The organism is Nitratireductor aestuarii, assembly GCF_014641695.1.
Taxonomy (GTDB): domain Bacteria; phylum Pseudomonadota; class Alphaproteobacteria; order Rhizobiales; family Rhizobiaceae; genus Chelativorans; species Chelativorans aestuarii.
The window spans coordinates 26,466-45,801 of sequence record NZ_BMIF01000003.1; the positions used below are offsets into that span (position 1 = coordinate 26,466).

Genomic DNA, 19,336 nt, shown 5'->3' on the forward strand with positions numbered 1-19,336 from the left:
GATATGAAAGAACTTTTGTCGCCATACGGGGATCTGATGTCCTGCGTTTTGAGGTTGATTTCTTTCACCCGAATTTGTTCACTTGTCAAAGCAGGACAATGATCTCCTTGTCCTTTCGGCCATTGAGGCAGGAAAGGCAGGGTTAGGAGGAGAAGCATGGCATCGCGTTATCATGATGTGTATCGCGAGTGGAAGGACAATCCGGATCAGTTCTGGGCGCATGCGGCTGATGAGCTTCGCTGGTTCTCCCCCTACGAGAAAGTCTTCGATCCTGAACAGGGCGTCTATGGCCGATGGTTCGTCGGTGGCGAGTGCAATACGTGCTTCAACGCTGTTGACCGTCACGTCGAGGAAGGCCGCGCCGACCAGCTTGCGCTGATTTACGACAGCCCCATCACCGGCAGGCAGAAGAAGTTCACCTACGCCGAGCTTCAATCGGAAGTGCAGGCGCTTGCCGCCGTTCTGCGCCAGCAGGGCGTCGAGAAGGGCGACCGCGTCATCATCTATATGCCGATGGTGCCGGAAGCGCTGTTTGCGATGCTCGCCTGCGCGCGTCTTGGCGCTGTGCACTCGGTCGTCTTCGGCGGCTTTGCCGCGCCTGAACTTGCCGTCCGCCTGAATGCCGCGGAAGCCAGGGTGGTTGTCTCCGCCTCCTGTGGCATCGAGCCCGGTCGAGTTGTCGATTACAAGACGCTGCTCGACAAGGCGATCGAACTCGCAACGTACAAGCCGTCCGCCTGTGTCATCCTCCAGCGTGAGCAACAGCAGTGCGGGCTGATGGACGGCCGTGACATCGACATGCGCCAGGCGATGGATGCGGCACGTGGCGAGAGCGTTCCCTGCGTTCCGGTGGCGCCGACCGATCCGCTTTACATCCTCTACACGTCGGGCACGACCGGTGCACCGAAGGGCGTTGTGCGCGACAACGGCGGCCACATGGTCATGCTGAAATGGACCATGGAGCACGAATACGGCATCAAGCCCGGCGAAGTGTTCTGGGCCGCCTCGGACGTCGGCTGGGTGGTTGGGCACTCCTACATTGTCTATGCGCCGCTGCTGCATGGCTGCACGACAGTCCTGTTTGAAGGCAAGCCCGTTGGTACGCCTGACGCCGGTACCTTCTGGCGCGTGATCGAGGAGCACAAGGTTGCAGCCCTCTTCACCGCGCCGACGGCCTTCCGCGCCATCCGCACGGCCGATCCCGAGGGCGAGTTCATCCGCCAACGGGATCTTTCGAACCTGCGCACCCTGTTCCTGGCGGGCGAGCGCGCTGATCCGGAAACGATCAAGTGGGCCGAAAGGCAGCTCAAGGTTCCCGTCATCGACCACTGGTGGCAGACCGAAACCGGAGCGCCGATCAGCCACAATCCGGTCGGGCTTGGGCTGCTGCCGGTAAAGTACGGTTCGCCGGGTGTTCCCATGCCAGGTTACGCCATCGAGATCCTGGACGACGACGGTCACCAGAGTGCGCCGGGCACGCTCGGCAATGTCGTCATCCGCCTGCCGATGCCGCCGGGAGCGCTACCCACGCTCTGGAATGCGGACGATCGCTTCTTCTCGTCCTACCTTCACGACTTCAAGGGCTACTACAAGACGGCCGACGCGGGATACATCGACGAGGATGGCTACCTCTTCATCATGGCGCGCACCGACGACATCATCAACGTCGCCGGCCATCGCCTCTCGACCGGCGGCATGGAAGAAGTCGTGGCCGAGCATCCGGACGTCGCGGAATGTGCCGTTGTGGGCGTTGCCGACGAGATGAAAGGCCAGACGCCCTGTGGCTTCGTCGTTCTGCGGGCGAACTTCGACCGTGACTTCCGCGAAGTGGAGCGTGAATTGATTGCCATGGTGCGCGACCGGATCGGACCCGTTGCCGCATTCAAGGAGGTGATTGCGGTCAAGCGCCTGCCGAAGACGCGCTCCGGCAAGATCCTGCGCGCCACCATGCAGAAGATCGCCGATGGGCGTGACTGGACGATGCCGACCACCATCGACGATCCGGCGATCCTCACCGAGATCGAGGAGGCGCTACGCAAGAGGTGACCGCAGCGTTTCACCACTGACAGGCTCCTGACATAACGTTGTCAGGAGGGGTTGTGCAAATTGCGCCGCGAAACGACGGGGATTCGCACGAATTTTCTCACCTCATGTCGGGATGGGTGCTGGATCAGCGTCTTGGATATGAAGCGCTGCTGGACCCGCATCATGCCGGGCCCTGACAGCTGCGCCAAAAACTGAATTGAAGGGGATCGGTTCAGATGCGACGCGCAGATCGATTGTTTCAGATCGTGCAGCATTTGCGCGGTGGCCGTCTCGTCACCGCGCGCATGCTTTCAGAACGTTTGGAAGTGTCAGACCGTACCATCTATCGCGATATCGCGGATCTCCAGTCGACGGGTGTCCCGATCGATGGCGAGGCAGGTGTCGGATACCTGATGCGTGATGGCTTTGAGCTTCCGCCACTCATGTTCACGCGTGATGAGATCGTGGCTCTGGTGGCTGGAGCGCGCATGGTGCGCGCCTTCGGTGGCGCGGCCATGGCGCGTGCGGCGGAAGAGGCGCTGGTCAAGATCCGCGCTGTTCTTCCCGACACCGAAAAGGACCGCATTTCCAAGACTGAGATCCATACGCCGAGCTGGGGCATCAGCGATGCTGAGCGGCAGATCATCGACGTGCTGGAACGTGCGGTGGAGGACCGGCGGGTACTGCGGCTCGACTACTGCGACGAGCAGGAGAACATCACCAAGCGCACCGTCCGCCCGTTGGGCCTCTGGTTCTGGGGCAAGGTCTGGACGCTCGTCGGCTGGTGCGAGTTGCGGGAGAGCTTCCGCACCTTCCGGCTCGATCGCATTGTCATCCTTGAGGATGCGGGCAGGACGTTCCGTCCCGAGCGGGGCAAGCAGCTGGCCGATTTTTATCGCTGCATGGAGTTGCGGCACGGAAACGGGATGTAACCGACGCCATTCTCGCCAAATAAAAAAGCGGCGCCCTTGGGTGCCGCTTTTCACATAAACTTGAGCGCGCGGTGATAGGTTTTCCACACGCGTCTTGATCTAAATTAGCGTGCGCCGTCGATATCCCGACCCATGAGCGCAATGGCCTGCTGGTACACCGTTGCGGCGTTCCAGCCCTGGATAGCGGCGAAGTTCGGTTCACCCTCCTGATAACCGGCACCCGGGCGCCAGCCATGCGCACGCAGGAAGTTCGCGGTCGAGGCGAGAGCATCAGCTGTCGAACGAACCATGTCGATGCGGCCGTCGCCGTCACCATCCACGCCGTACTTCAGCACGCTTCCGGGCAGGAACTGCGTCTGGCCGATCTCGCCATGAGCAGCACCGACCGCCTGCGGCGTCAGGATACCGCGATCGATCAGCTGCAGGGCTGCGTAGAGGTGGTCGGTGAAGAACTCTGAACGGCGGCAATCATATGCCAGCGTCGCCACGGCCGAGATCGTGTTCTGGTCGCCCAGGAAGCGGCCAAAGCCGGTTTCCATGCCCCAGATGGCGATCAGCGGACCGGCAGGAACGCCATACTGGCGCTCGATCGCTGCAAACAGCGATGCCTTCTGCGCCTTGTGCTTCTTGCCCTGCGAAACAATGGTTGCAGAGCCACGCTTCTGCATAAATTCGTTAAGTGAGAGCTTGAAGCTCTTTTGGCCACGGTCGGCCGCGATCGTCTTGCGCGCGTAGGTCGTGCCCGCGAGCGCGTTCAGCGCGCGCTGTCCAACGCCACGTGCCGCAGCTTCCTGCGAGAAGCTTGTCTTCCAACGTTCAAACCCGCTTGCGTCATTGCCGCACGTGGCTGCACTGGCCGCGCCTGCAGTGAATACGCTGGATAAAAAGATTGCTGCGAATAAGCGCGCTTTGCCGCCTAGGTTCATGCCGAACTCCGTAAGCACTCATGGGTTGAAGGCTATGCGCCTGAAGTAAATTCAGGAGTCAAGCCCGTAGATAACATGGAACGAATTAACGTCGCCTTAGTTTGATCAGCGACTAACAAAAGGAGAATGGAAACATGATGGCAGCACTTGCAAAAAGTGCACTTGCGGCAGTTGCTCTTGTAGCTGTGGCTGGCTCGGCAGGCGCACAGGTGACGGCAGAAGCCGTGACCGATCTTAACGTGCGGGCAGGGCCAGGCCCCCAGTACCCGGTAGTCGGTGCAATCATGGCATCGGGACAAGCTACAGTTTCCGGCTGTATCGAAGGCAGCAAGTGGTGCCAGGTTACGGCCAATGGCGTTGAAGGCTGGGCCTACTCCGATTACCTCGTCACTTCCGCTGATCAGCAGACGGTTGTCCTGACCGAGCGTCAGTCGACCGTTCCGACAGTCACCTATGAGACGACCGCCAGCACGGGCGAGAACAACGCCGGCGCTCTGACGGGCGTTGCTACGGGCGCTATCGCCGGTGCAATCATCGGTGGACCGGTTGGTGCAGCCGTTGGTGGCGCAGCCGGCGCGATTGCCGGCGGTACTGTCGACACGATCACTCCGCCACAGGAGGTGGTGACCTACGTTCAGGAACATCGTCCTGAGCCCGTTTATCTTGAAGGCGAAGTCGTCGTCGGCGCATCGCTTCCCGAGACCGTCCAGGTTCAGGAAATCCCGAACTACGAGTACCGCTATGTGTCCGTGAACGGCCAGCCGGTTCTTGTCGAACCCGATAGCCGCCGCATCGTCTATGTGATGCGCTAAGCTGACTGAAACTGATTGATCTCGGAAACGGGCCGGAGACTTGACTCTTCGGCCCGTTTCCTGTTTAGAGACACGACTTTCGCGACGAGTTTAGACTCTGAGCAGCCGACCGGGACCCGATCCCGGAGGTCAACACCCGGCAGCGCGTGGCGCCCCCGGGTGCATTTTGGCTTTGCTCTCTGTTTAATCTTGCGCGCGAATGCATTACCTCTCGTGGACGGTTATTCCGCATCACGAGATCCAAAGGAGCGCGAATGTTTGAGAACCTCCAGGAACGCCTAGGCGCCATCCTGAACGGCCTGACTGGGCGGGGAGCCCTGTCGGAAGCCGATGTTTCCGCAGCATTGCGTGAAGTGCGCCGGGCTCTGATCGAGGCCGATGTCGCGCTCGACGTCGTTCGCTCCTTTACCGACCGCGTCCGCGAGAAGGCTGTCGGCGCGACCGTCCTGAAGTCGGTCAAGCCCGGCCAGATGGTCGTCAAGATCGTCCACGACGAGCTTATCGAGATGCTCGGCTCCGAGGGCGAGACGATCAGCCTCAATGCCCCGGCCCCTGTCGTCATCATGATGGTCGGTCTGCAGGGCTCCGGTAAGACCACCACCACGGCCAAGATTGCCAAGCGCCTCACCGAGCGCCAGGGCAAGAAGGTCCTGATGGCCTCGCTCGACACGCGCCGTCCGGCCGCCCAGGAGCAGCTGAAGCAGCTCGGCGAGCAGACCGGCGTTTCCACGCTTCCGATTATCGCCGACCAGTCGCCGACCGAGATCGCCCGCCGCTCTGTGCAGGCCGCGAAGCTCGGCGGCTACGATGTTGTTATTCTCGATACCGCCGGCCGCACGCACATCGACGAGCCGTTGATGGTGGAGATGGCTGGCATCCATCAGGTCTCGGCTCCGCACGAAGTTCTGCTGGTCGCCGACTCGCTCACCGGTCAGGACGCCGTCAATCTCGCCCGCAATTTCGACGAGCGCGTTGGCATCACCGGTATCGTGCTGACCCGCATGGACGGCGACGGTCGTGGCGGTGCAGCGCTCTCGATGCGCGCCGTTACCGGCAAGCCGATCAAGCTGATCGGTGTTGGCGAAAAGATGGACGCGCTGGACGAGTTCCATCCGCGCCGCGTCGCCGACCGCATCCTTGGCATGGGCGACATCGTCAGCCTGGTCGAGAAGGCTGCGCAGACCATCGATCAGGAACAGGCCGCTGCAATGGCCAAGAAGATGCAGGAGGGGAAGTTCGACCTGAACGACCTCGCCGAGCAGCTTCGCCAGATGCAGCGCATGGGTGGCCTCGGCGGCATCATGGGCATGATGCCAGGCATGGCCAAGATGAAGGATCAGCTGGCAGGCGCCGGCATGGACGACAAGGTGATCGCCCGTCAGATCGCCATCATCCAGTCGATGACCCCGGCCGAACGTTCCAATCCGGATCTGCTGAAGCACAGCCGCAAGCAGCGCATCGCTGCCGGTTCCGGCACCGACGCAGCCCAGATCAACAAGCTGCTGAAGATGCACCGTGGCATGGCCGACATGATGAAGGCCATGGGCGGCAAGGGCAAGAAGGGCGGCATGATGCGCGGCCTCGTTGGCGGCATGGCCCAGAAGATGGGCCTCGGCGGCCTTGGTGGCGGCATGCCGGATCTGTCAAAGATGGATCCGAAGCAGCTTGAGGCGCTGCAGAAGCAGCTGGGCGGCCCGGGCGGAATGCCCGGCGGCCTGCCGAAGGGAATGCCAGGACTACCGGGCGGGGGAATGCCCGGTCTTCCGGGCCTGCCGGGTGCCGGGTTCCCCGGCTTGCCGAGAAAGAAGTGAGGGGGAAAATGAGCACTGGCATGGACGAAGCAAGAGCCAAGCTCCTGGAGTATCGGGCTTCCATCGATAACCTGGACGCTGCACTCATTCATATTCTGGCCGAGCGTTTCCGCTGCACCAAGGCGGTGGGCGCGCTGAAGGCTGCCAACAAGATGCCAGCTGCAGACCCGCAGCGCGAGCAGCAGCAGATCGCCCGCCTGCGGCGTCTGGCTGATGAAGCACATCTCGATCCGGACTTTGCCGAAAAGATCCTGACCTTCATCGCTCGCGAGGTGATCCGTCATCACGAGGCGATCGCTGAAGAGCGTGCATCGGCGGGAAACTAGGCTAACCGAGGATCGCCCGCACTGCTCTCCCGGCGGCTTCGATGCGAGCCTCAAACAAGAAAAAGGCGTGAGGAATTGCGCTTCTAATCGGCAGGGTGACCTGCCTACGTGTTGAATGAAAGGAAAATACAATGTCCCTTAAGATCCGCCTTGCTCGCGCAGGCTCCAAGAAGCGTCCCTTCTACCACGTCGTTCTCGCTGACGCCCGCGCACCGCGCGATGGCCGTTTCCTGGAAGAGCTGGGCTCCTGGAACCCGATGCTCGCCAAGGATGCAGACCGCGTCGTTCTGAACGAAGAGCGCATCAAGCACTGGATCGCCCAGGGTGCACAGCCGACCGACCGCGTTCTGCGCTTCCTCGACCAGGCTGGCATTGCCAAGCGTCCGGAGCGTAACAACCCGAAGAAGGCTGAGCCTGGCCAGAAGGCTCAGGAGCGTCTTGCTGCAGCCCGCAAGGCTGAGGAAGATGCCAAGGCCGCTGCAGAAGCAGCTGCTGCCAGCGAGTAATCGCTTCCCGATTTCGAAAAGGCAGGTGGCGGTCTCCGTCGCCTGCCTTTTTTATTTGGAACGTCGTGGCAGGCATGGCGTTTGAACATTCCCGTGCCGCACCCCATATCCATGCAGGATATTCTTCGTTCCCGAAGAAAATGGGATGAGAATCCTTCCGTCCGGCAGGGCGGTGGGTTACGTCTGCTGTATTAGTCTCGGGCATAGGATTGAACGGAAGGCAGCATATGAACATTGCAGTGCCAGGTAGCGCCACCGAGGACCAGACGGTCGAGTTTCCGATTCCGGCTGGCGTGTTTGCCGAGCGCGTGATTTCCGTCACGCACTACACGGACAATCTTTTCGCCTTCCGTATCACACGGCCGCAAAGCTTTCGCTTCCGTTCCGGCGAGTTCGTCATGATCGGCCTGCCAAACGCTGCCAAGCCCGTTTTCCGCGCCTATTCGATCGCAAGCCCCTCGTGGGACGAGGAGCTCGAGTTCTTCTCCATCAAGGTTGCCGACGGTCCGCTGACCCAGCATCTGCAGAAGATCCAGCCCGGCGACACCGTTCTGATGCGCCAGAAGTCAACCGGCACGCTTGTGCACGATGCGCTGCTGCCGGGTAAGCGTCTCTACATGATCTCGACCGGCACCGGCATCGCGCCTTTCGCGAGCCTCGTGCGCGACCCGGAGACCTACGAAAAATTCGACGAGGTCATCCTCACCCATACCTGCCGCGACGTCGCGGAGTTGAAGTATGGCGAGGAACTGATCGCGGACACGCGTGAAGATCCGCTGATCGGCGAGCTGACGGAAGGGCGCCTGAAGCATTTCGCTTCCACGACCCGCGAAGCCTCACCCGAAATGGGCCGCATTACGACCCTGATCGAGAACGGCCGCCTGTTTGAAGCTCTGGGGACAGAACCCCTCAACCGCGAGGTTGACCGCGTCATGATCTGCGGCTCCATGGCCATGATCAAGGACGTCAAGGAATTGGTGGAGAAGGCGGGGCTGAAGGAAGGCTCCAATTCCGAGCCTGCCGATTTCGTGGTTGAGCGCGCGTTCGTAGGCTAAGCCCAATCGCTCCAACGGAGTCACTTTCGTTACAGGATTAAAGGGCGTTGGAGGGTAATTACTCCGCTACATTTCCTTGTAGACGGAGAATTGCCCATGGCTAACCTTTTGATGGTTCCAGGTCGCAGCTCCTGTGCTGGTATCGATCATACCGACTTCAGGGCACTTCGTTTGTCGGCGGAGAAAGGTTCGTCGAGGTCCATGATCGAAAAGGCCTGGACGGCGATCAAGGACTGGTTCTGCGGCACAAAGGTTGGCGCAGCGAAGGATTGCCTGTTGAAGCTTTACTCGGCGGAGAGCACGGATGCCGAGAAGCTCTCCGCTTTCCGCGAACTCAAAAACCTCGCTGCCGAACCTTATCAGAAGCATTTTGTAGAACGGCAGGAACCCAGCCACCTGTCCATCTGGCTTTTCATCGGACCAGATGCCGCGATCATTCAGCACGACCTCGTTCTGGACGATCCCAAACAAGCTTGAGTTTCGAGAGCGTCAAGAGCTTCGAACATGGTGGCGGACTGCTCTCGCGTGCTATAGATAACCAAGCAAGCGAGAGAGAGTAGCCATGGCGGAAACATTTGTAATTGCACAAGGCGGCGGTCCAACCGCTGTGATTAACCAGACCGTTGTTGGCGCCGTGCTTGAGGCGCGGAAGCTCTATCCCAAGGCCCGGGTTCTGGGCGCTCTGCACGGCATCCGAGGCGTGCGCGACGGCAACCTCGTGCCCCTTTCGGAGCTCTCTGAAACCGAGCTCAGGGCAATTGCGGGGACGCCAAGTGCAGCCCTTGGCAGCACGCGCGACAAGCCCGACGAGGCCTATTGCGCAACGGTTCTGAAGACCCTGCAGCACATCGGTGCAGACGCGTTTATCTACATCGGCGGCAACGATACGGCGGGAACCCAGGGCATCCTGAGCAAGGCCTCAGCTAGGCAGATCGCCTGTATCCATGCGCCGAAGACAATCGACAATGACCTGGTTCTGAACGATCACACGCCGGGCTTCATTTCGGCCGCGGAATTTGTTGCCGGCGCATTCCTGAGCGTCGATCTCGATTTCCATGCGCTTCCCGGCATCTATGTCGGCATCGTCATGGGCCGGCACGCTGGCTTCCTGACAGCGGCATCGGCAGCATGGTCGATGGACGAGGAAAGCGGTCCGCATCTGATCTATGTTCCGGAGCGTGCGTTTGATCGTCAGCACTTCATCGATGACGTGAAGTCCGCGATGTCACGGCACGGCCGCTGCGTGGTTGCCATGTCCGAGGGCGTTTCGGGCGCGGATGGCCGTTCGCTGGTGGAAACGCTGGTGCCGGCGGAAAAGCTGGAGCGCGACCAGCACGGCAACGTAAAACTCTCTGGCACCGATCTTGGTGCTGCTGTGGAACGCATGCTGGCCGAGGATCTGCCGGGCAAGCGCGCCCGCGTGGATACGTTCGGTTACCTGCCGCGCGGCAACATTGCTACGCTAAACGAAGTGGATGCACGTGAGGCCTTCGCCGCTGGTGCTGCTGCAGTGCGCTTTGCCGAGCAGGGAAGCACGTCGGTTGCTCTTCAGTTCGATGGCTCGAAGACCATCTTCAGGAACGTTCCGCTGGATCAGGTGGCAGGCAAGACGCAGCACATGCCGGATAGCATTCTCGACCCGGACCAGAACAGGCTTTCAGCCGAAGGCGTCAAGTATTTCGAGCGCCTTGTGCCGCGCCGCTATCAGGTAGCAAAGCCCTTCGTGTGAGCTTTCACCCTGTCATTATCAGGACAAGTTCTGCACAACCTGAAGATAAAAGACTCGACGGCGCGCAAGTGCCGTCGTTTTGCCTTTTAATGTCTTGTTACCAATAATCTTCGGTAATTTTATTCTGAATAATATTTATTTTACATTCGTATAGTTGGAGTTATTCCGCTGTGATTGCATTTTATATGGCAAGTAAAGTTGGGGACCTGCAGGTATCTCAGACTGATATCCGTTATGCGCAGAAACCGGACACGCTTGGTGCCAAGCTAAACCGTGTCTGGGACCACATCACCGACTGGTTTCTTGGAACGAACTATGTTCAGGCTAAGGACAATCTGGCTGTTCTGTACAATGCCGAGGCCTCGCCGCGCGAGAAGGCGGAAAGTTTTTTCAAGCTCAAGGCTCTTGTGGCGCCCGCCTATCAGGACCGGTTTGTCGTTACCATTGAACCGTTTGGCTATTCACTCGAGATAAAGTACGGCGGTGGGCTGGAGCCCTACTCCTTTTCGGTTCAGATCTGCGATCCGGTTCGTTTGACCAAAACTCTGAATGATTATACGCGCTGGAGCATCACGGACGCGACGGAGCGAGCCAAGTACGAGAAAGCGTTGCAGAAGGATTTTGGTCGCAGCAGTTACCGCCTTCGCTCGGAACCGATTCGCTTCACCGACAAAGAGCCCCCGCTGACCACGTTCGGGGAAGCGATTGGCAATATTCCGGGAAATGAAAAGCAGAAGCAGGCAGCCATTGCCATCGCCTCCCAGAAGCTCTTTGCCCTACTTATATATTCATCCTGCGAGGTTCTCGATCCCAGTCAATTGATGCACTTTGGAGGGAAGGGGGAGACAAGCTTCAACTTCTTTTCGGACAAGAAGGGTGGCGTCATCATGCATGCTCGTTCAACAACGCAATGGCAATCCGATATCAAGGGCTCTGAGCTCAGGAGGCAACTGGAAGCTATCGCCGGCCCCCAATCGCCTATGCTCCTCGCCCCGGTGTACGATACCCAGATACTGATAGATTCAGATGGCAAGGCAACGGTTCTATCGGCAGTGATAGGCATTGATCCAGTCCGGAAGTAAGGAGCTGCAAGATCATCAAGAAAAGGCCTGACGGCATCTGTTCCGTCAGGTAGCAACCCTCTGCCTGCTGTCATTTTTGAGACAGTGTACCGAATGAAACAATTTAGCTTGAACCCATAGGCGTGAGTGTACGCCATTGGTTTTTAGATATTGCAGGTTGTTTCATGGCTACAGTACTCGGGATCCAGGGCCGTTTCTTCGATATTTCGCTCAACCCATCCGATATCAAGGCTGCCAGCGCCGGGCAGAGTGACCGGCCTTCGATTGCCCGCACGATCGAACGGATCTGGGATACGATCAAGGATTGGTTTTGCAGGACGAATGTGCGTGAAGCCAAGAGCCATCTGTTTACGCTCTATGACCCCAGCGCGACAGATCGCGATAAGGCTGTGGCGTATTTTGCCCTGAAGAACCTGGTCGGTGGCGGTTATGTCGATCGATTCACGGTCGAAATGATGCCGTTCGGCTATGAACTCAGGATCGACTACGGCTCGGGCATCCCATCTTTCACCCATTCGGTCGAACTCTGCAGTGGCGATATCCTTGCAGAGAAGCTCAACAAGGATATCTCCGAAGCCTGGTCCGATCCCGATGCCAGGTGCCGTTTTCAGGGCGAGCTTGTAAGGGATCTCGGGCGTGCGATCTACATGGTTGATGGCAGTGAGATTCCGCACATGGACGCCGATAGGGCGGGTGACCTTGCAAGGTTGAGAAGCCTCAAGACTGCAATCTCCGGCCGATTGCATGCTTCGCCAGAGCAGCTCGGTGCGCTCGAAGTGATCACGTACCAGAAACTCTTTGCCATGATGATTCAGTCGTCACTCGAGCTCCACGGACTGCCCATGGCCTATGACCTGCTCCAGATCAGGGGGCATGGGCAGACGACGTACCAGATGACGAAGATCGGCAACGATATCGAGCTTTACGCCAGCTTCAGCTCCGAATGGATGCTGGGCAACCAGGAGCAGACGACCTTCCTGCAGGCGCCCGCCTTCGACACCCGCATCCTCGTGGCTCCGGACGGTACAGCTAAGGTTATATCCGCGCTCTGCGGCGCTACTCCGAATGACGAAGCGGCCACACTTCGCTGACCCATTGGGCAGTCGCTAACATTTGAATGGAACGCTGAGCAATCGCGGTTGTTATAGTCTCATACATGTCGCCGCAAAGACGCGACAGGAGGCTGAGATGAACAGGATAGTACAGAGTGGGTTAGGACTGATGGTCCTGACCACGGTAGGATTGTTTTCGCAATCGACCACCGCTGTCACCGAGACCCAGATTTGCGGCCCCCGTGAGGATGTTGTTCAGCAGCTTGGAATGCAGTTTGCAGAATCCCAGAAGGCCATCGGCCTGCTTGGTGAAGATGCCGTAATGGAGGTCTTCGTCTCCGACCACGGGAGCTGGACCATCCTGACCACCGACGTAGATGGTGTCAGCTGCCTTCTGGCTGCCGGTGAAGCCTGGGATGATACGTCCATCACCACCGTGGGGCAGGGCGTTTAGGGCCGAAATCCAGTCTGTCAGCCGAGCTGCTCGGCACGATCGAGCGCCTTGATCATGCTGATGCCGAGCAGGAACTCGCGGCGGGAGGCCTGATCCGCCATCCGATCCTCCATCGTCTTGCGGAAGATCGCCTGGTCTTGTGGCGTGGCCGCCTCCAGGTCCAGCTTGTTCTGAATAGTGCTCGTCTGGATGTACTCTTCCGTCACGCGGCGCCGTTGCAGATCGTAGCGCTCAAGCTCTTTTTCCGGCGCTCCTTCATTCCACACCGAGATCATCCACCCGGTTAGGTTTACGGCATCGTGAATACCGGCGTTCATGCCCATACCGCCAAGCGGGTTGCTTATGTGCGCTGCATCGCCTGCGAGGAAGATGCGGCCCTGCTGGAATGTGGAGGCAGCCCGCTGATGCACGCGATAAAGCGTCCGATGCGAAATTTCGAGGTCGACCAGCTCCGGCAGAACGCCGTGAAGAAGAGCTTCGCCGAATGAATCCTCGAACGCCTCTGTATCTGGTATCCCCACTGGAACAGGAAACATCACGCGCCAGTGCCCTGGGATCTGCAGGAAGGAATGCCACGTTTCCGGGTGCGATACATAGGAAACGCTGTCCAGTTCCGGAATACGGCGCGCAAGATCCTCCGGCGTAGTGAGGACGAGGAACCGTTCTGTCCAGGTGAACCCTTCGAATGGGATGCCGAGGTACTGCCGGATGGCCGAACTTGCGCCATCCGCAGCGATCACCCACCGCCCCACCTGCCGCGTGCCGTCCGCAAGGATGACGCCAGCCCCACGATCATTCTGAAACGTGGAACGAACCTGGCTGTTGAAGTGCATCTGGAACAGCGGCGAGCAGCGCAGATATTCCAGAAGGATTTCACAGAGCCGCCATTGCTCGCATTGCAATCGAAATGGGTGACGCGTGTGGTCGGCAATTTCGGCAAAGTCAAAACGTCCGAGCAAGCCATCGTGCTTGGAGCGATATTGTACGTTGCGCGCAACAAGACCCTCCTCCATCAGCGACGATGCCACGCCCAGGTCGTCGAGCATGTCGAGTGTTGGCGGGTGAAAGGTGGACGCGCGAGACAGTCGTGAAATACCGTCGCCGGCTTCAAGCACGGTCACCGGAATACCCGCCTGAACCAGACGGGCAGCCGCGACCATGCCGACCGGTCCGGCGCCGGCAATGATTACACGCTGTTCGCTCACGCGTTTACCTCGCAGTATGAAGCGTCGATGTTTGTTGGTTGCAGGTTGGATCCGACGACGTGGATCGTCTTCCAGCAACTCAGGTCACCTTCAGGATTTTCCGGCTAATGAACTGGAGCGCTTCAGCCGCCTGATAGGCCTTTCGGGACCGCGACTCGAGATGGTGCGCGAGATTTCCACTTGTTCTTGATGCATCAAGGGGGTGGCAGGCGTGGGTAGATTGAACTACGTGTTCGCGCATGGCGATCGAGATGCCCGCTGCGGCGTTTATCGCCTTGAAATTCGATCAGGGAATTTGTCTGGATGACCGTATCTGATGTAGCCGAAATCTCCGGAGATCCGCGTGACGATACGCGGGCATTCCGCAGGGCCCTGGGTCAGTTTGCGACCGGCGTAACCGTCGTGACAACTGAGTCAGATGGGCGGATGGCAGGCGTAACGGCGAATTCTTTCTCCTCCCTCTCGCTTGATCCGCCGCTCATCCTTTGGTCGATCGCAAGAACTTCGCGGAGCTTCTCCATCTTTGAGAGCGCCTCGCATTTTGCCGTATCGATCCTGGGTGCAAACCAGCTGGAGGTCTCCCAGGCTTTCGCGAGCTCCTCTGAAAACAAGTTCGAGAACGTTGCCTGGCGCAGGGGGCTCAACGGCGTTCCGCTGGTTGAAGGTGCGATTTCTACGCTCGAATGCGCTACAGACCGCATCTACGATGGCGGCGATCACATCATCATGGTTGGCCGCGTGGAGCGCTATTCCTACACGGACGGCGACGCGCTTCTCTATGTTCAGGGCCGCTACGGTGTGGCCGACGAGCATCCGCTGTTGAAGGTGAGCCCGGCCCAGCAGGTCGAGCAGGTGGTGGAGCGCGAAGACCTGCCGCTTCCGACGCTGCTTTACTTCGCCCATCATGTGCTGTCCGCCCAGTTCGAGACCTACCGTGCGCAGCATGGCATTACCCTTGCCGAAAGCCGTGTGATCTACACGCTCGAGACGGAAGGACCGATCTCTCAGGCCTGTCTGACGGAACGCAGCCACCTGGTTGAACGGGCGACGAGGGAAGCGCTGGACATTCTCCTGTCGAAGGGGCTGATCGTTGAGGTCGGAAATGACAGCTACGCGCTCTCCGAGGCGGGTAACGAGGTGGCAAAGCAGCTCAATCACGCCCGCAGAGAGTTTGAGCGCAAGATCACGGCGGGCATGAGCCGCGCCGACGAGCGGAAGGTCAAGGAGATCCTGCACAAGCTCATTCGCGAGAACTACGACCCTGCAAACTGAAGGCCACCCTTGCTCTAATACGTTGTCGAGTTAGGCTGGCTCAAGCCTTGTTCAATCAAATAACCGTGTTTGCTTGAAGATGCGCAGAGCGCGTCGGTAGGCGAAGTTCACCCCGTGTGGCGGAACGCGGCTTCGGCCTGCTTCTTCAGCATGCGCATCAGCGCGTCGGTTTCCTTCGCTGCGGCCTTTTCATCGCCATTCAGAATAGCGCTGATGATGCGAACGTGCTGCTCGGCGGCATAGGCGAGGTTGCGCTCCGCCTGATAGCGAAACCAGAAGCGGCGGCTGTGTGTCTGGAGCGGCGCCACTACGCGTGATGCAAAGGAATTGTCCGCAGCACTTGCGACGGCAGCGTCGAGTTCCTTGTCGGCTGCCAGATAGGCCAGTACGTCGTTGGCGACGACAGAGCGCTGCATGTTGAGCGCTGCTTCATGGAAGCGCGATGCGGTTTCGGGTGTGACGAGCCGAGCGGCAGCCTTGGCGAGGGTGATTTCCAGATACTGACGAGCCTCGATGACCTTCAGCCAGTCGGTTGTGTTGAGGGCCGCTATGGCAATCCCCGCGCGCGGGCGCACCTCCATCAGGCCTTCCCAGGCAAGCCGCTGAATCGCTTCGCGAACGGGCGTCCGCCCGAGGTCTAGCCGCTCGATGAGAACGCCTTCCGTCGTGACCGAACCCGGCGGCAATTGCAGCGTGACGACCAGTTGCTCCAACGCCTGATATGCCTTTTCGGCCACGCGTTCGGGTCGAAGCGGGTCGTTCAAGAAGCCTGATATGCTAGCGTTGTGGTACATTGCTCCAGATGGCATCCTATGCGCGTTGACAGCAACACCCAATTCTTAATATATCACTGATATATCAATAGGGAGCGGTTTTCAATGTGGAGTGGCGTATTTCCGGCAGTTACCACGAAGTTCACCCCTGACGATCATATCGATCATGCGGAGATGGAGCGGTGCATAAGTCTCCTGATCGAAGCTGGATGTGATGGCCTGATCATGGGCGGTTCGCTCGGTGAAGGCTCTATGCTGAGCACGCACGAGAAGCTCGCGATTCTGAAGATCGCTCAAGGCGTTGCGGGCGGAAAGTCAGTTTTGCTGACGATCAATGAGGCTGCGACGCGCGATGCTGTCGAGCTCGCTCGCAAGGCTGCCGCTGCCAAGGCCGACGGATTGATGCTGGTGCCAAGCCCGATATATCACACCGACCCGCAGGAAACGATCGACACGATGCGGGCGGTGGCGGAGGCTTCGGGCCTGCCGGTCATGATCTACTCCAATCGCATCGCTTATCGCGTCGACGTGACCATCCCGATGCTTGAGGAGATCGCGAAGGACGACCTGTTCGTGGCGATCAAGGAGTCCTCCGATGATATCCGACGCACCACGGACATCATCAATGTCTTCGGTGACCGTTTCGACGTCTTCACTGGCGTCGACAATCTCGCCTACGAGGCGCTTGCCATGGGTGCTGATGGCTGGGTGGCTGGCCTGGTCACAGCCTTCCCGCGTGAGACGGTGGCGATCTATCGCCTCGTCAAGGCAGGGCGCATGGAAGAAGCCCGGGAAATCTACCGCTGGTTCCGTCCGCTGCTCGATCTGGATGTATCAACCTATCTTGTTCAGAACATCAAGCTTGCCGAAGTTCATGCTATAGGCTCAAACGAGCGCGTCCGCATGCCTCGCCAGCCGCTTCGCGGTGAACGCCGGGCTGCGGTCGAAAGCACGATCCTCGACCGGCTGGCCAAACGGCCGGCGCTGCCCGAATTTTGACAAGGAACGTAAAGTGCCTCCACAAAGTCCCCCGGTGACGACTGAAATCCTGGTGCTGGGTGGCGGCATCATCGGCGTCACCGCGGCGACTTACCTCGCCGAAGCTGGCCGCAAGGTCATGGTCATCGACCGATCGGGCATTTGCGAGGAGACGAGTTCCGGCAATGCCGGAGCATTGGCGTTTGCTGACATCCTGCCGCTCGCCCAGAAGGGCATGCTGCGCAAGGTTCCAGGCTGGCTCGCCGACCCGCTTGGCCCGCTCGCCATCCCGCCCGCCTATTTTCCGAAGCTCCTGCCGTGGCTGATGCGGTTTTTGCTCGCGGCCCGTCCAGCCCAGTTCGAAACGGCGGTATCCGCTCAGGCCCAGTTGATGAAGCTTGCCCAGCGCGAGTGGCAGATCCTGCTGTCACGTGCGAGCCTCACGCACATGCTGCGCGAGGATGGCGCGCTGGAGCTCTATGACAGCGAAGCGGAGTTCACCGCATCGTCGGTGGTGGACGAGGTCCGCCGCCGCTTCGAGGTGCCCTTTCTCACGCTTCGTAGTGGAGAGATAGCTGAGCTGCAGCCAGGTCTCTCCGACCGCTTCCGCTTCGCGACCTTCCTGCCCGGCTGGAAGACCGTGGCCGACCCGCGCCAGCTGGGACAGGCGATCTGGACCTATGCCGAAAGTGCCGGCGCCAACTTCAGCCCCGCCAATGTGACGGAGGTGAAGCTGAATGGCGGAATGATTTCCGTCCGCACCGCCGACGGCCGAACCTTTCTGGCACAAAAGCTGATCATAGCGGCTGGCGCCTGGTCCCATCGCTTCACGCGCGTGTTCGGCGATCCGATCCCGCTCGAGACCGAGCGCGGCTACAACACGACGCTGCCGCCGGGCGCCTTCGACGTGCGCCGGCAGCTGACTTTCCCGAGCCACGGTTTCGTCGTCACACCTCTCGCGACAGGTGTTCGTGTAGGCGGGGCGGTAGAGCTCGGTGGATTACGTAGACAACCCAATTTTGCCCGCTCACAGGCGATGCTAAGCAAAGCCGCCGCGTTCCTGCCGGGCCTCAAGATTGAAGGTGGTCGTCAGTGGATGGGCTATCGCCCCTCTCTGCCGGATTCCCTGCCGGTCATCGATCGTTCACGCCACTCGCCGAATGTCTTCTATGCTTTTGGTCACGGCCATCTTGGCCTGACGCAGGCCGCGGCAACTGCCCGCCTGATTCGTGACCTTGTGCTCGAACAGGACCTGCCGCTAGACACCGAGCCCTTCAAGGCCAGCCGTTTCAAGAGGTAAGAGATTGATGCGCCACAGCTTCTTCTGCATCGACGGTCACACCTGCGGTAACCCGGTCCGCCTCGTGGCGGGAGGAGCGCCCAATCTGCGAGGCACCACTATGCTGGAGAAGCGCGCGCACTTCCTAGCAGAGTTTGACTGGATCCGCACCGGGCTGATGTTCGAGCCGCGCGGCCACGACATGATGTCGGGCTCCTTCCTCTACCCGCCGACCCGCGAGGATTGCGACGTCGCCATTCTCTTCATCGAGACGTCCGGCTGCCTGCCCATGTGCGGCCACGGCACGATCGGCACGGTGACCTTCGCCATCGAGCACAGCCTGGTGCAGCCGAAGACACCGGGATCGCTGCGCATTGATGCACCAGCCGGTCTGGTGGTCGCCGAATACCGGCAAGAGGGTGGGCGCGTCCGCGAAGTGCGGATCACCAACGTCCCCTCGTTCCTGTACGCGACGGATATCGAGGTTGAATGTCCTGACCTCGGAACGCTGAAGGTCGATGTCGCCTATGGCGGCAATTTCTACGCCATTGTCGAGGAGCAGGAGAACTTCCGCGACATGGCAGACTACACGGCGGCAGACTTCATCCGCTGGAGCCCCGTCCTGCGCCAGCGGCTGAACGCGATGCGCGAGTTCGTCCATCCCGAGCAGCCTTCCATCAGGGGGCTGAGCCACATCATGTGGACGGGTGCCGCACAGAGCCCGGAGAATTCCGCGCGCAACGCCGTCTTCTACGGCGACAAGGCGATCGACCGTTCCCCCTGCGGTACCGGCACTTCGGCCCGCATGGCGCAGCTCTATGGCAGGGGCAGACTGAAGCCGGGCGCGGATTTCAATCATGAATCCATCATCGGCTCCGTCTTCAAGGGCCGCATCGAGGCAGAAACCAAAGTTGGTGAACTTCCTGCGATTATTCCTTCCATCGGCGGTTGGGCCAAGATGACTGGGCTCAACACCATCTTCATTGATGAAGATGATCCCTTTGCGCATGGTTTTAGCGTCACTTGATGGATTACTATGTTCTATCTTGATGGATTAAATTGATTAAACTAGGCTGACCCCCTGAACCGGAAAGGGAGACCGGAATGGGAGTTGAGAAC

The 19,336-nt window shown here is 59.6% G+C and carries 19 protein-coding genes; 16 read left to right on the top strand and 3 right to left on the bottom strand.

Annotation, left to right across the window (positions count from 1 at the left end; translation table 11 throughout):
- Positions 1 to 156 precede the first annotated feature (156 nt).
- Positions 157 to 2,046, top strand: a complete 1,890-nt coding sequence (locus IEX27_RS06225) for a propionyl-CoA synthetase (protein WP_188720089.1) — start codon at positions 157 to 159, stop codon at positions 2,044 to 2,046.
- A 215-nt stretch (positions 2,047 to 2,261) separates the two neighbouring features.
- Positions 2,262 to 2,957, top strand: coding sequence for a helix-turn-helix transcriptional regulator (locus tag IEX27_RS06230; RefSeq protein ID WP_188720090.1), 696 nt, complete (start codon positions 2,262 to 2,264; stop codon positions 2,955 to 2,957).
- Positions 2,958 to 3,061: 104 nt separating this feature from the next.
- Here IEX27_RS06230 and IEX27_RS06235 read toward each other — a convergent pair whose 3' ends face one another.
- Positions 3,062 to 3,883, bottom strand: a complete 822-nt coding sequence (locus IEX27_RS06235) for a lytic murein transglycosylase (RefSeq protein WP_188720091.1) — start codon at positions 3,881 to 3,883, stop codon at positions 3,062 to 3,064.
- A gap of 134 nt (positions 3,884 to 4,017) precedes the next feature.
- On the opposite strand from IEX27_RS06235, the gene IEX27_RS06240 reads away from it, so the two are divergent.
- The 10 genes from IEX27_RS06240 (at position 4,018) to IEX27_RS06285 (ending at position 12,710) form a co-directional block, all read left to right on the top strand.
- Positions 4,018 to 4,695, top strand: coding sequence for a DUF1236 domain-containing protein (locus IEX27_RS06240; protein ID WP_188720092.1), 678 nt, complete (start codon positions 4,018 to 4,020; stop codon positions 4,693 to 4,695).
- Between the two features lie 254 nt (positions 4,696 to 4,949).
- Entirely contained in the window at positions 4,950 to 6,506 is a 1,557-nt protein-coding gene (ffh, locus tag IEX27_RS06245; protein ID WP_188720093.1) for a signal recognition particle protein, read from the top strand.
- 20 nt (positions 6,507 to 6,526) lie between these two features.
- Positions 6,527 to 6,832, top strand: coding sequence for a chorismate mutase (locus IEX27_RS06250; RefSeq protein ID WP_244630250.1), 306 nt, complete (start codon positions 6,527 to 6,529; stop codon positions 6,830 to 6,832).
- 131 nt (positions 6,833 to 6,963) lie between these two features.
- Complete coding sequence (rpsP, locus tag IEX27_RS06255; protein ID WP_188720095.1) at positions 6,964 to 7,338, top strand: 30S ribosomal protein S16; 375 nt, start codon at positions 6,964 to 6,966, stop codon at positions 7,336 to 7,338.
- 227 nt (positions 7,339 to 7,565) lie between these two features.
- Complete coding sequence (locus IEX27_RS06260) at positions 7,566 to 8,393, top strand: ferredoxin--NADP reductase (RefSeq protein WP_188720096.1); 828 nt, start codon at positions 7,566 to 7,568, stop codon at positions 8,391 to 8,393.
- Positions 8,394 to 8,489: 96 nt separating this feature from the next.
- Positions 8,490 to 8,870, top strand: a complete 381-nt coding sequence (locus IEX27_RS06265) for a hypothetical protein (protein ID WP_188720097.1) — start codon at positions 8,490 to 8,492, stop codon at positions 8,868 to 8,870.
- A gap of 85 nt (positions 8,871 to 8,955) precedes the next feature.
- Complete coding sequence (locus IEX27_RS06270) at positions 8,956 to 10,122, top strand: diphosphate--fructose-6-phosphate 1-phosphotransferase (protein WP_188720098.1); 1,167 nt, start codon at positions 8,956 to 8,958, stop codon at positions 10,120 to 10,122.
- A gap of 170 nt (positions 10,123 to 10,292) precedes the next feature.
- Complete coding sequence (locus tag IEX27_RS06275) at positions 10,293 to 11,204, top strand: hypothetical protein (protein ID WP_188720099.1); 912 nt, start codon at positions 10,293 to 10,295, stop codon at positions 11,202 to 11,204.
- 164 nt (positions 11,205 to 11,368) lie between these two features.
- Positions 11,369 to 12,295 (top strand): hypothetical protein, encoded by a 927-nt coding sequence (locus IEX27_RS06280; protein WP_188720100.1) that lies wholly within the window; start codon positions 11,369 to 11,371, stop codon positions 12,293 to 12,295.
- Between the two features lie 97 nt (positions 12,296 to 12,392).
- Complete coding sequence (locus IEX27_RS06285; protein WP_188720101.1) at positions 12,393 to 12,710, top strand: hypothetical protein; 318 nt, start codon at positions 12,393 to 12,395, stop codon at positions 12,708 to 12,710.
- Positions 12,711 to 12,727: 17 nt separating this feature from the next.
- On the opposite strand, the gene IEX27_RS06290 is transcribed toward IEX27_RS06285, so the two are convergent.
- Entirely contained in the window at positions 12,728 to 13,915 is a 1,188-nt protein-coding gene (locus IEX27_RS06290; protein WP_188720102.1) for an FAD-dependent oxidoreductase, read from the bottom strand.
- Between the two features lie 303 nt (positions 13,916 to 14,218).
- On the opposite strand from IEX27_RS06290, the gene IEX27_RS06295 reads away from it, so the two are divergent.
- Complete coding sequence (locus IEX27_RS06295; RefSeq protein ID WP_188720103.1) at positions 14,219 to 15,187, top strand: flavin reductase; 969 nt, start codon at positions 14,219 to 14,221, stop codon at positions 15,185 to 15,187.
- Positions 15,188 to 15,294: 107 nt separating this feature from the next.
- Here IEX27_RS06295 and IEX27_RS06300 read toward each other — a convergent pair whose 3' ends face one another.
- On the bottom strand, positions 15,295 to 15,981 hold the full coding sequence (locus IEX27_RS06300; protein WP_188720104.1) for a GntR family transcriptional regulator: 687 nt from the start codon (positions 15,979 to 15,981) through the stop codon (positions 15,295 to 15,297).
- Positions 15,982 to 16,065: 84 nt separating this feature from the next.
- Between IEX27_RS06300 and IEX27_RS06305 the strand changes: the two genes are divergently transcribed.
- Genes IEX27_RS06305 through IEX27_RS06315 form a run of 3 tightly spaced genes read left to right on the top strand, consistent with a single transcriptional unit; the run spans position 16,066 to position 19,244 of the window.
- Positions 16,066 to 16,959: a dihydrodipicolinate synthase family protein gene (locus IEX27_RS06305; RefSeq protein WP_188720105.1), complete on the top strand. Its 894-nt coding sequence runs from the start codon at positions 16,066 to 16,068 to the stop codon at positions 16,957 to 16,959.
- Positions 16,960 to 16,972: 13 nt separating this feature from the next.
- The gene (locus IEX27_RS06310) at positions 16,973 to 18,238 is read left to right on the top strand and encodes an NAD(P)/FAD-dependent oxidoreductase (protein ID WP_373869865.1); all 1,266 of its coding nucleotides are present in this window, start codon (positions 16,973 to 16,975) and stop codon (positions 18,236 to 18,238) included.
- Between the two features lie 4 nt (positions 18,239 to 18,242).
- Positions 18,243 to 19,244 carry a 4-hydroxyproline epimerase gene (locus IEX27_RS06315; protein WP_188720107.1) on the top strand — a complete coding sequence of 334 codons (1,002 nt, stop codon included), beginning with the start codon at positions 18,243 to 18,245 and terminating at the stop codon, positions 19,242 to 19,244.
- The last annotated feature ends 92 nt before the right edge of the window (positions 19,245 to 19,336 follow it).

What these genes read in the sequence shown, in the direction of transcription:
- IEX27_RS06225 (WP_188720089.1), top strand. Translation starts at nt 157, where the DNA reads ATGGCATCGCGTTATCATGATGTGTATCGCGAGTGGAAGGACAATCCG.
- IEX27_RS06230 (WP_188720090.1), top strand. Translation starts at nt 2,262, where the DNA reads ATGCGACGCGCAGATCGATTGTTTCAGATCGTGCAGCATTTGCGCGGT.
- IEX27_RS06235 (WP_188720091.1), bottom strand. Translation starts at nt 3,883, where the DNA reads ATGAACCTAGGCGGCAAAGCGCGCTTATTCGCAGCAATCTTTTTATCC.
- IEX27_RS06240 (WP_188720092.1), top strand. Translation starts at nt 4,018, where the DNA reads ATGATGGCAGCACTTGCAAAAAGTGCACTTGCGGCAGTTGCTCTTGTA.
- ffh (WP_188720093.1), top strand. Translation starts at nt 4,950, where the DNA reads ATGTTTGAGAACCTCCAGGAACGCCTAGGCGCCATCCTGAACGGCCTG.
- IEX27_RS06250 (WP_244630250.1), top strand. Translation starts at nt 6,527, where the DNA reads ATGGACGAAGCAAGAGCCAAGCTCCTGGAGTATCGGGCTTCCATCGAT.
- rpsP (WP_188720095.1), top strand. Translation starts at nt 6,964, where the DNA reads ATGTCCCTTAAGATCCGCCTTGCTCGCGCAGGCTCCAAGAAGCGTCCC.
- IEX27_RS06260 (WP_188720096.1), top strand. Translation starts at nt 7,566, where the DNA reads ATGAACATTGCAGTGCCAGGTAGCGCCACCGAGGACCAGACGGTCGAG.
- IEX27_RS06265 (WP_188720097.1), top strand. Translation starts at nt 8,490, where the DNA reads ATGGCTAACCTTTTGATGGTTCCAGGTCGCAGCTCCTGTGCTGGTATC.
- IEX27_RS06270 (WP_188720098.1), top strand. Translation starts at nt 8,956, where the DNA reads ATGGCGGAAACATTTGTAATTGCACAAGGCGGCGGTCCAACCGCTGTG.
- IEX27_RS06280 (WP_188720100.1), top strand. Translation starts at nt 11,369, where the DNA reads ATGGCTACAGTACTCGGGATCCAGGGCCGTTTCTTCGATATTTCGCTC.
- IEX27_RS06285 (WP_188720101.1), top strand. Translation starts at nt 12,393, where the DNA reads ATGAACAGGATAGTACAGAGTGGGTTAGGACTGATGGTCCTGACCACG.
- IEX27_RS06295 (WP_188720103.1), top strand. Translation starts at nt 14,219, where the DNA reads ATGACCGTATCTGATGTAGCCGAAATCTCCGGAGATCCGCGTGACGAT.
- IEX27_RS06300 (WP_188720104.1), bottom strand. Translation starts at nt 15,981, where the DNA reads ATGTACCACAACGCTAGCATATCAGGCTTCTTGAACGACCCGCTTCGA.
- IEX27_RS06305 (WP_188720105.1), top strand. Translation starts at nt 16,066, where the DNA reads ATGTGGAGTGGCGTATTTCCGGCAGTTACCACGAAGTTCACCCCTGAC.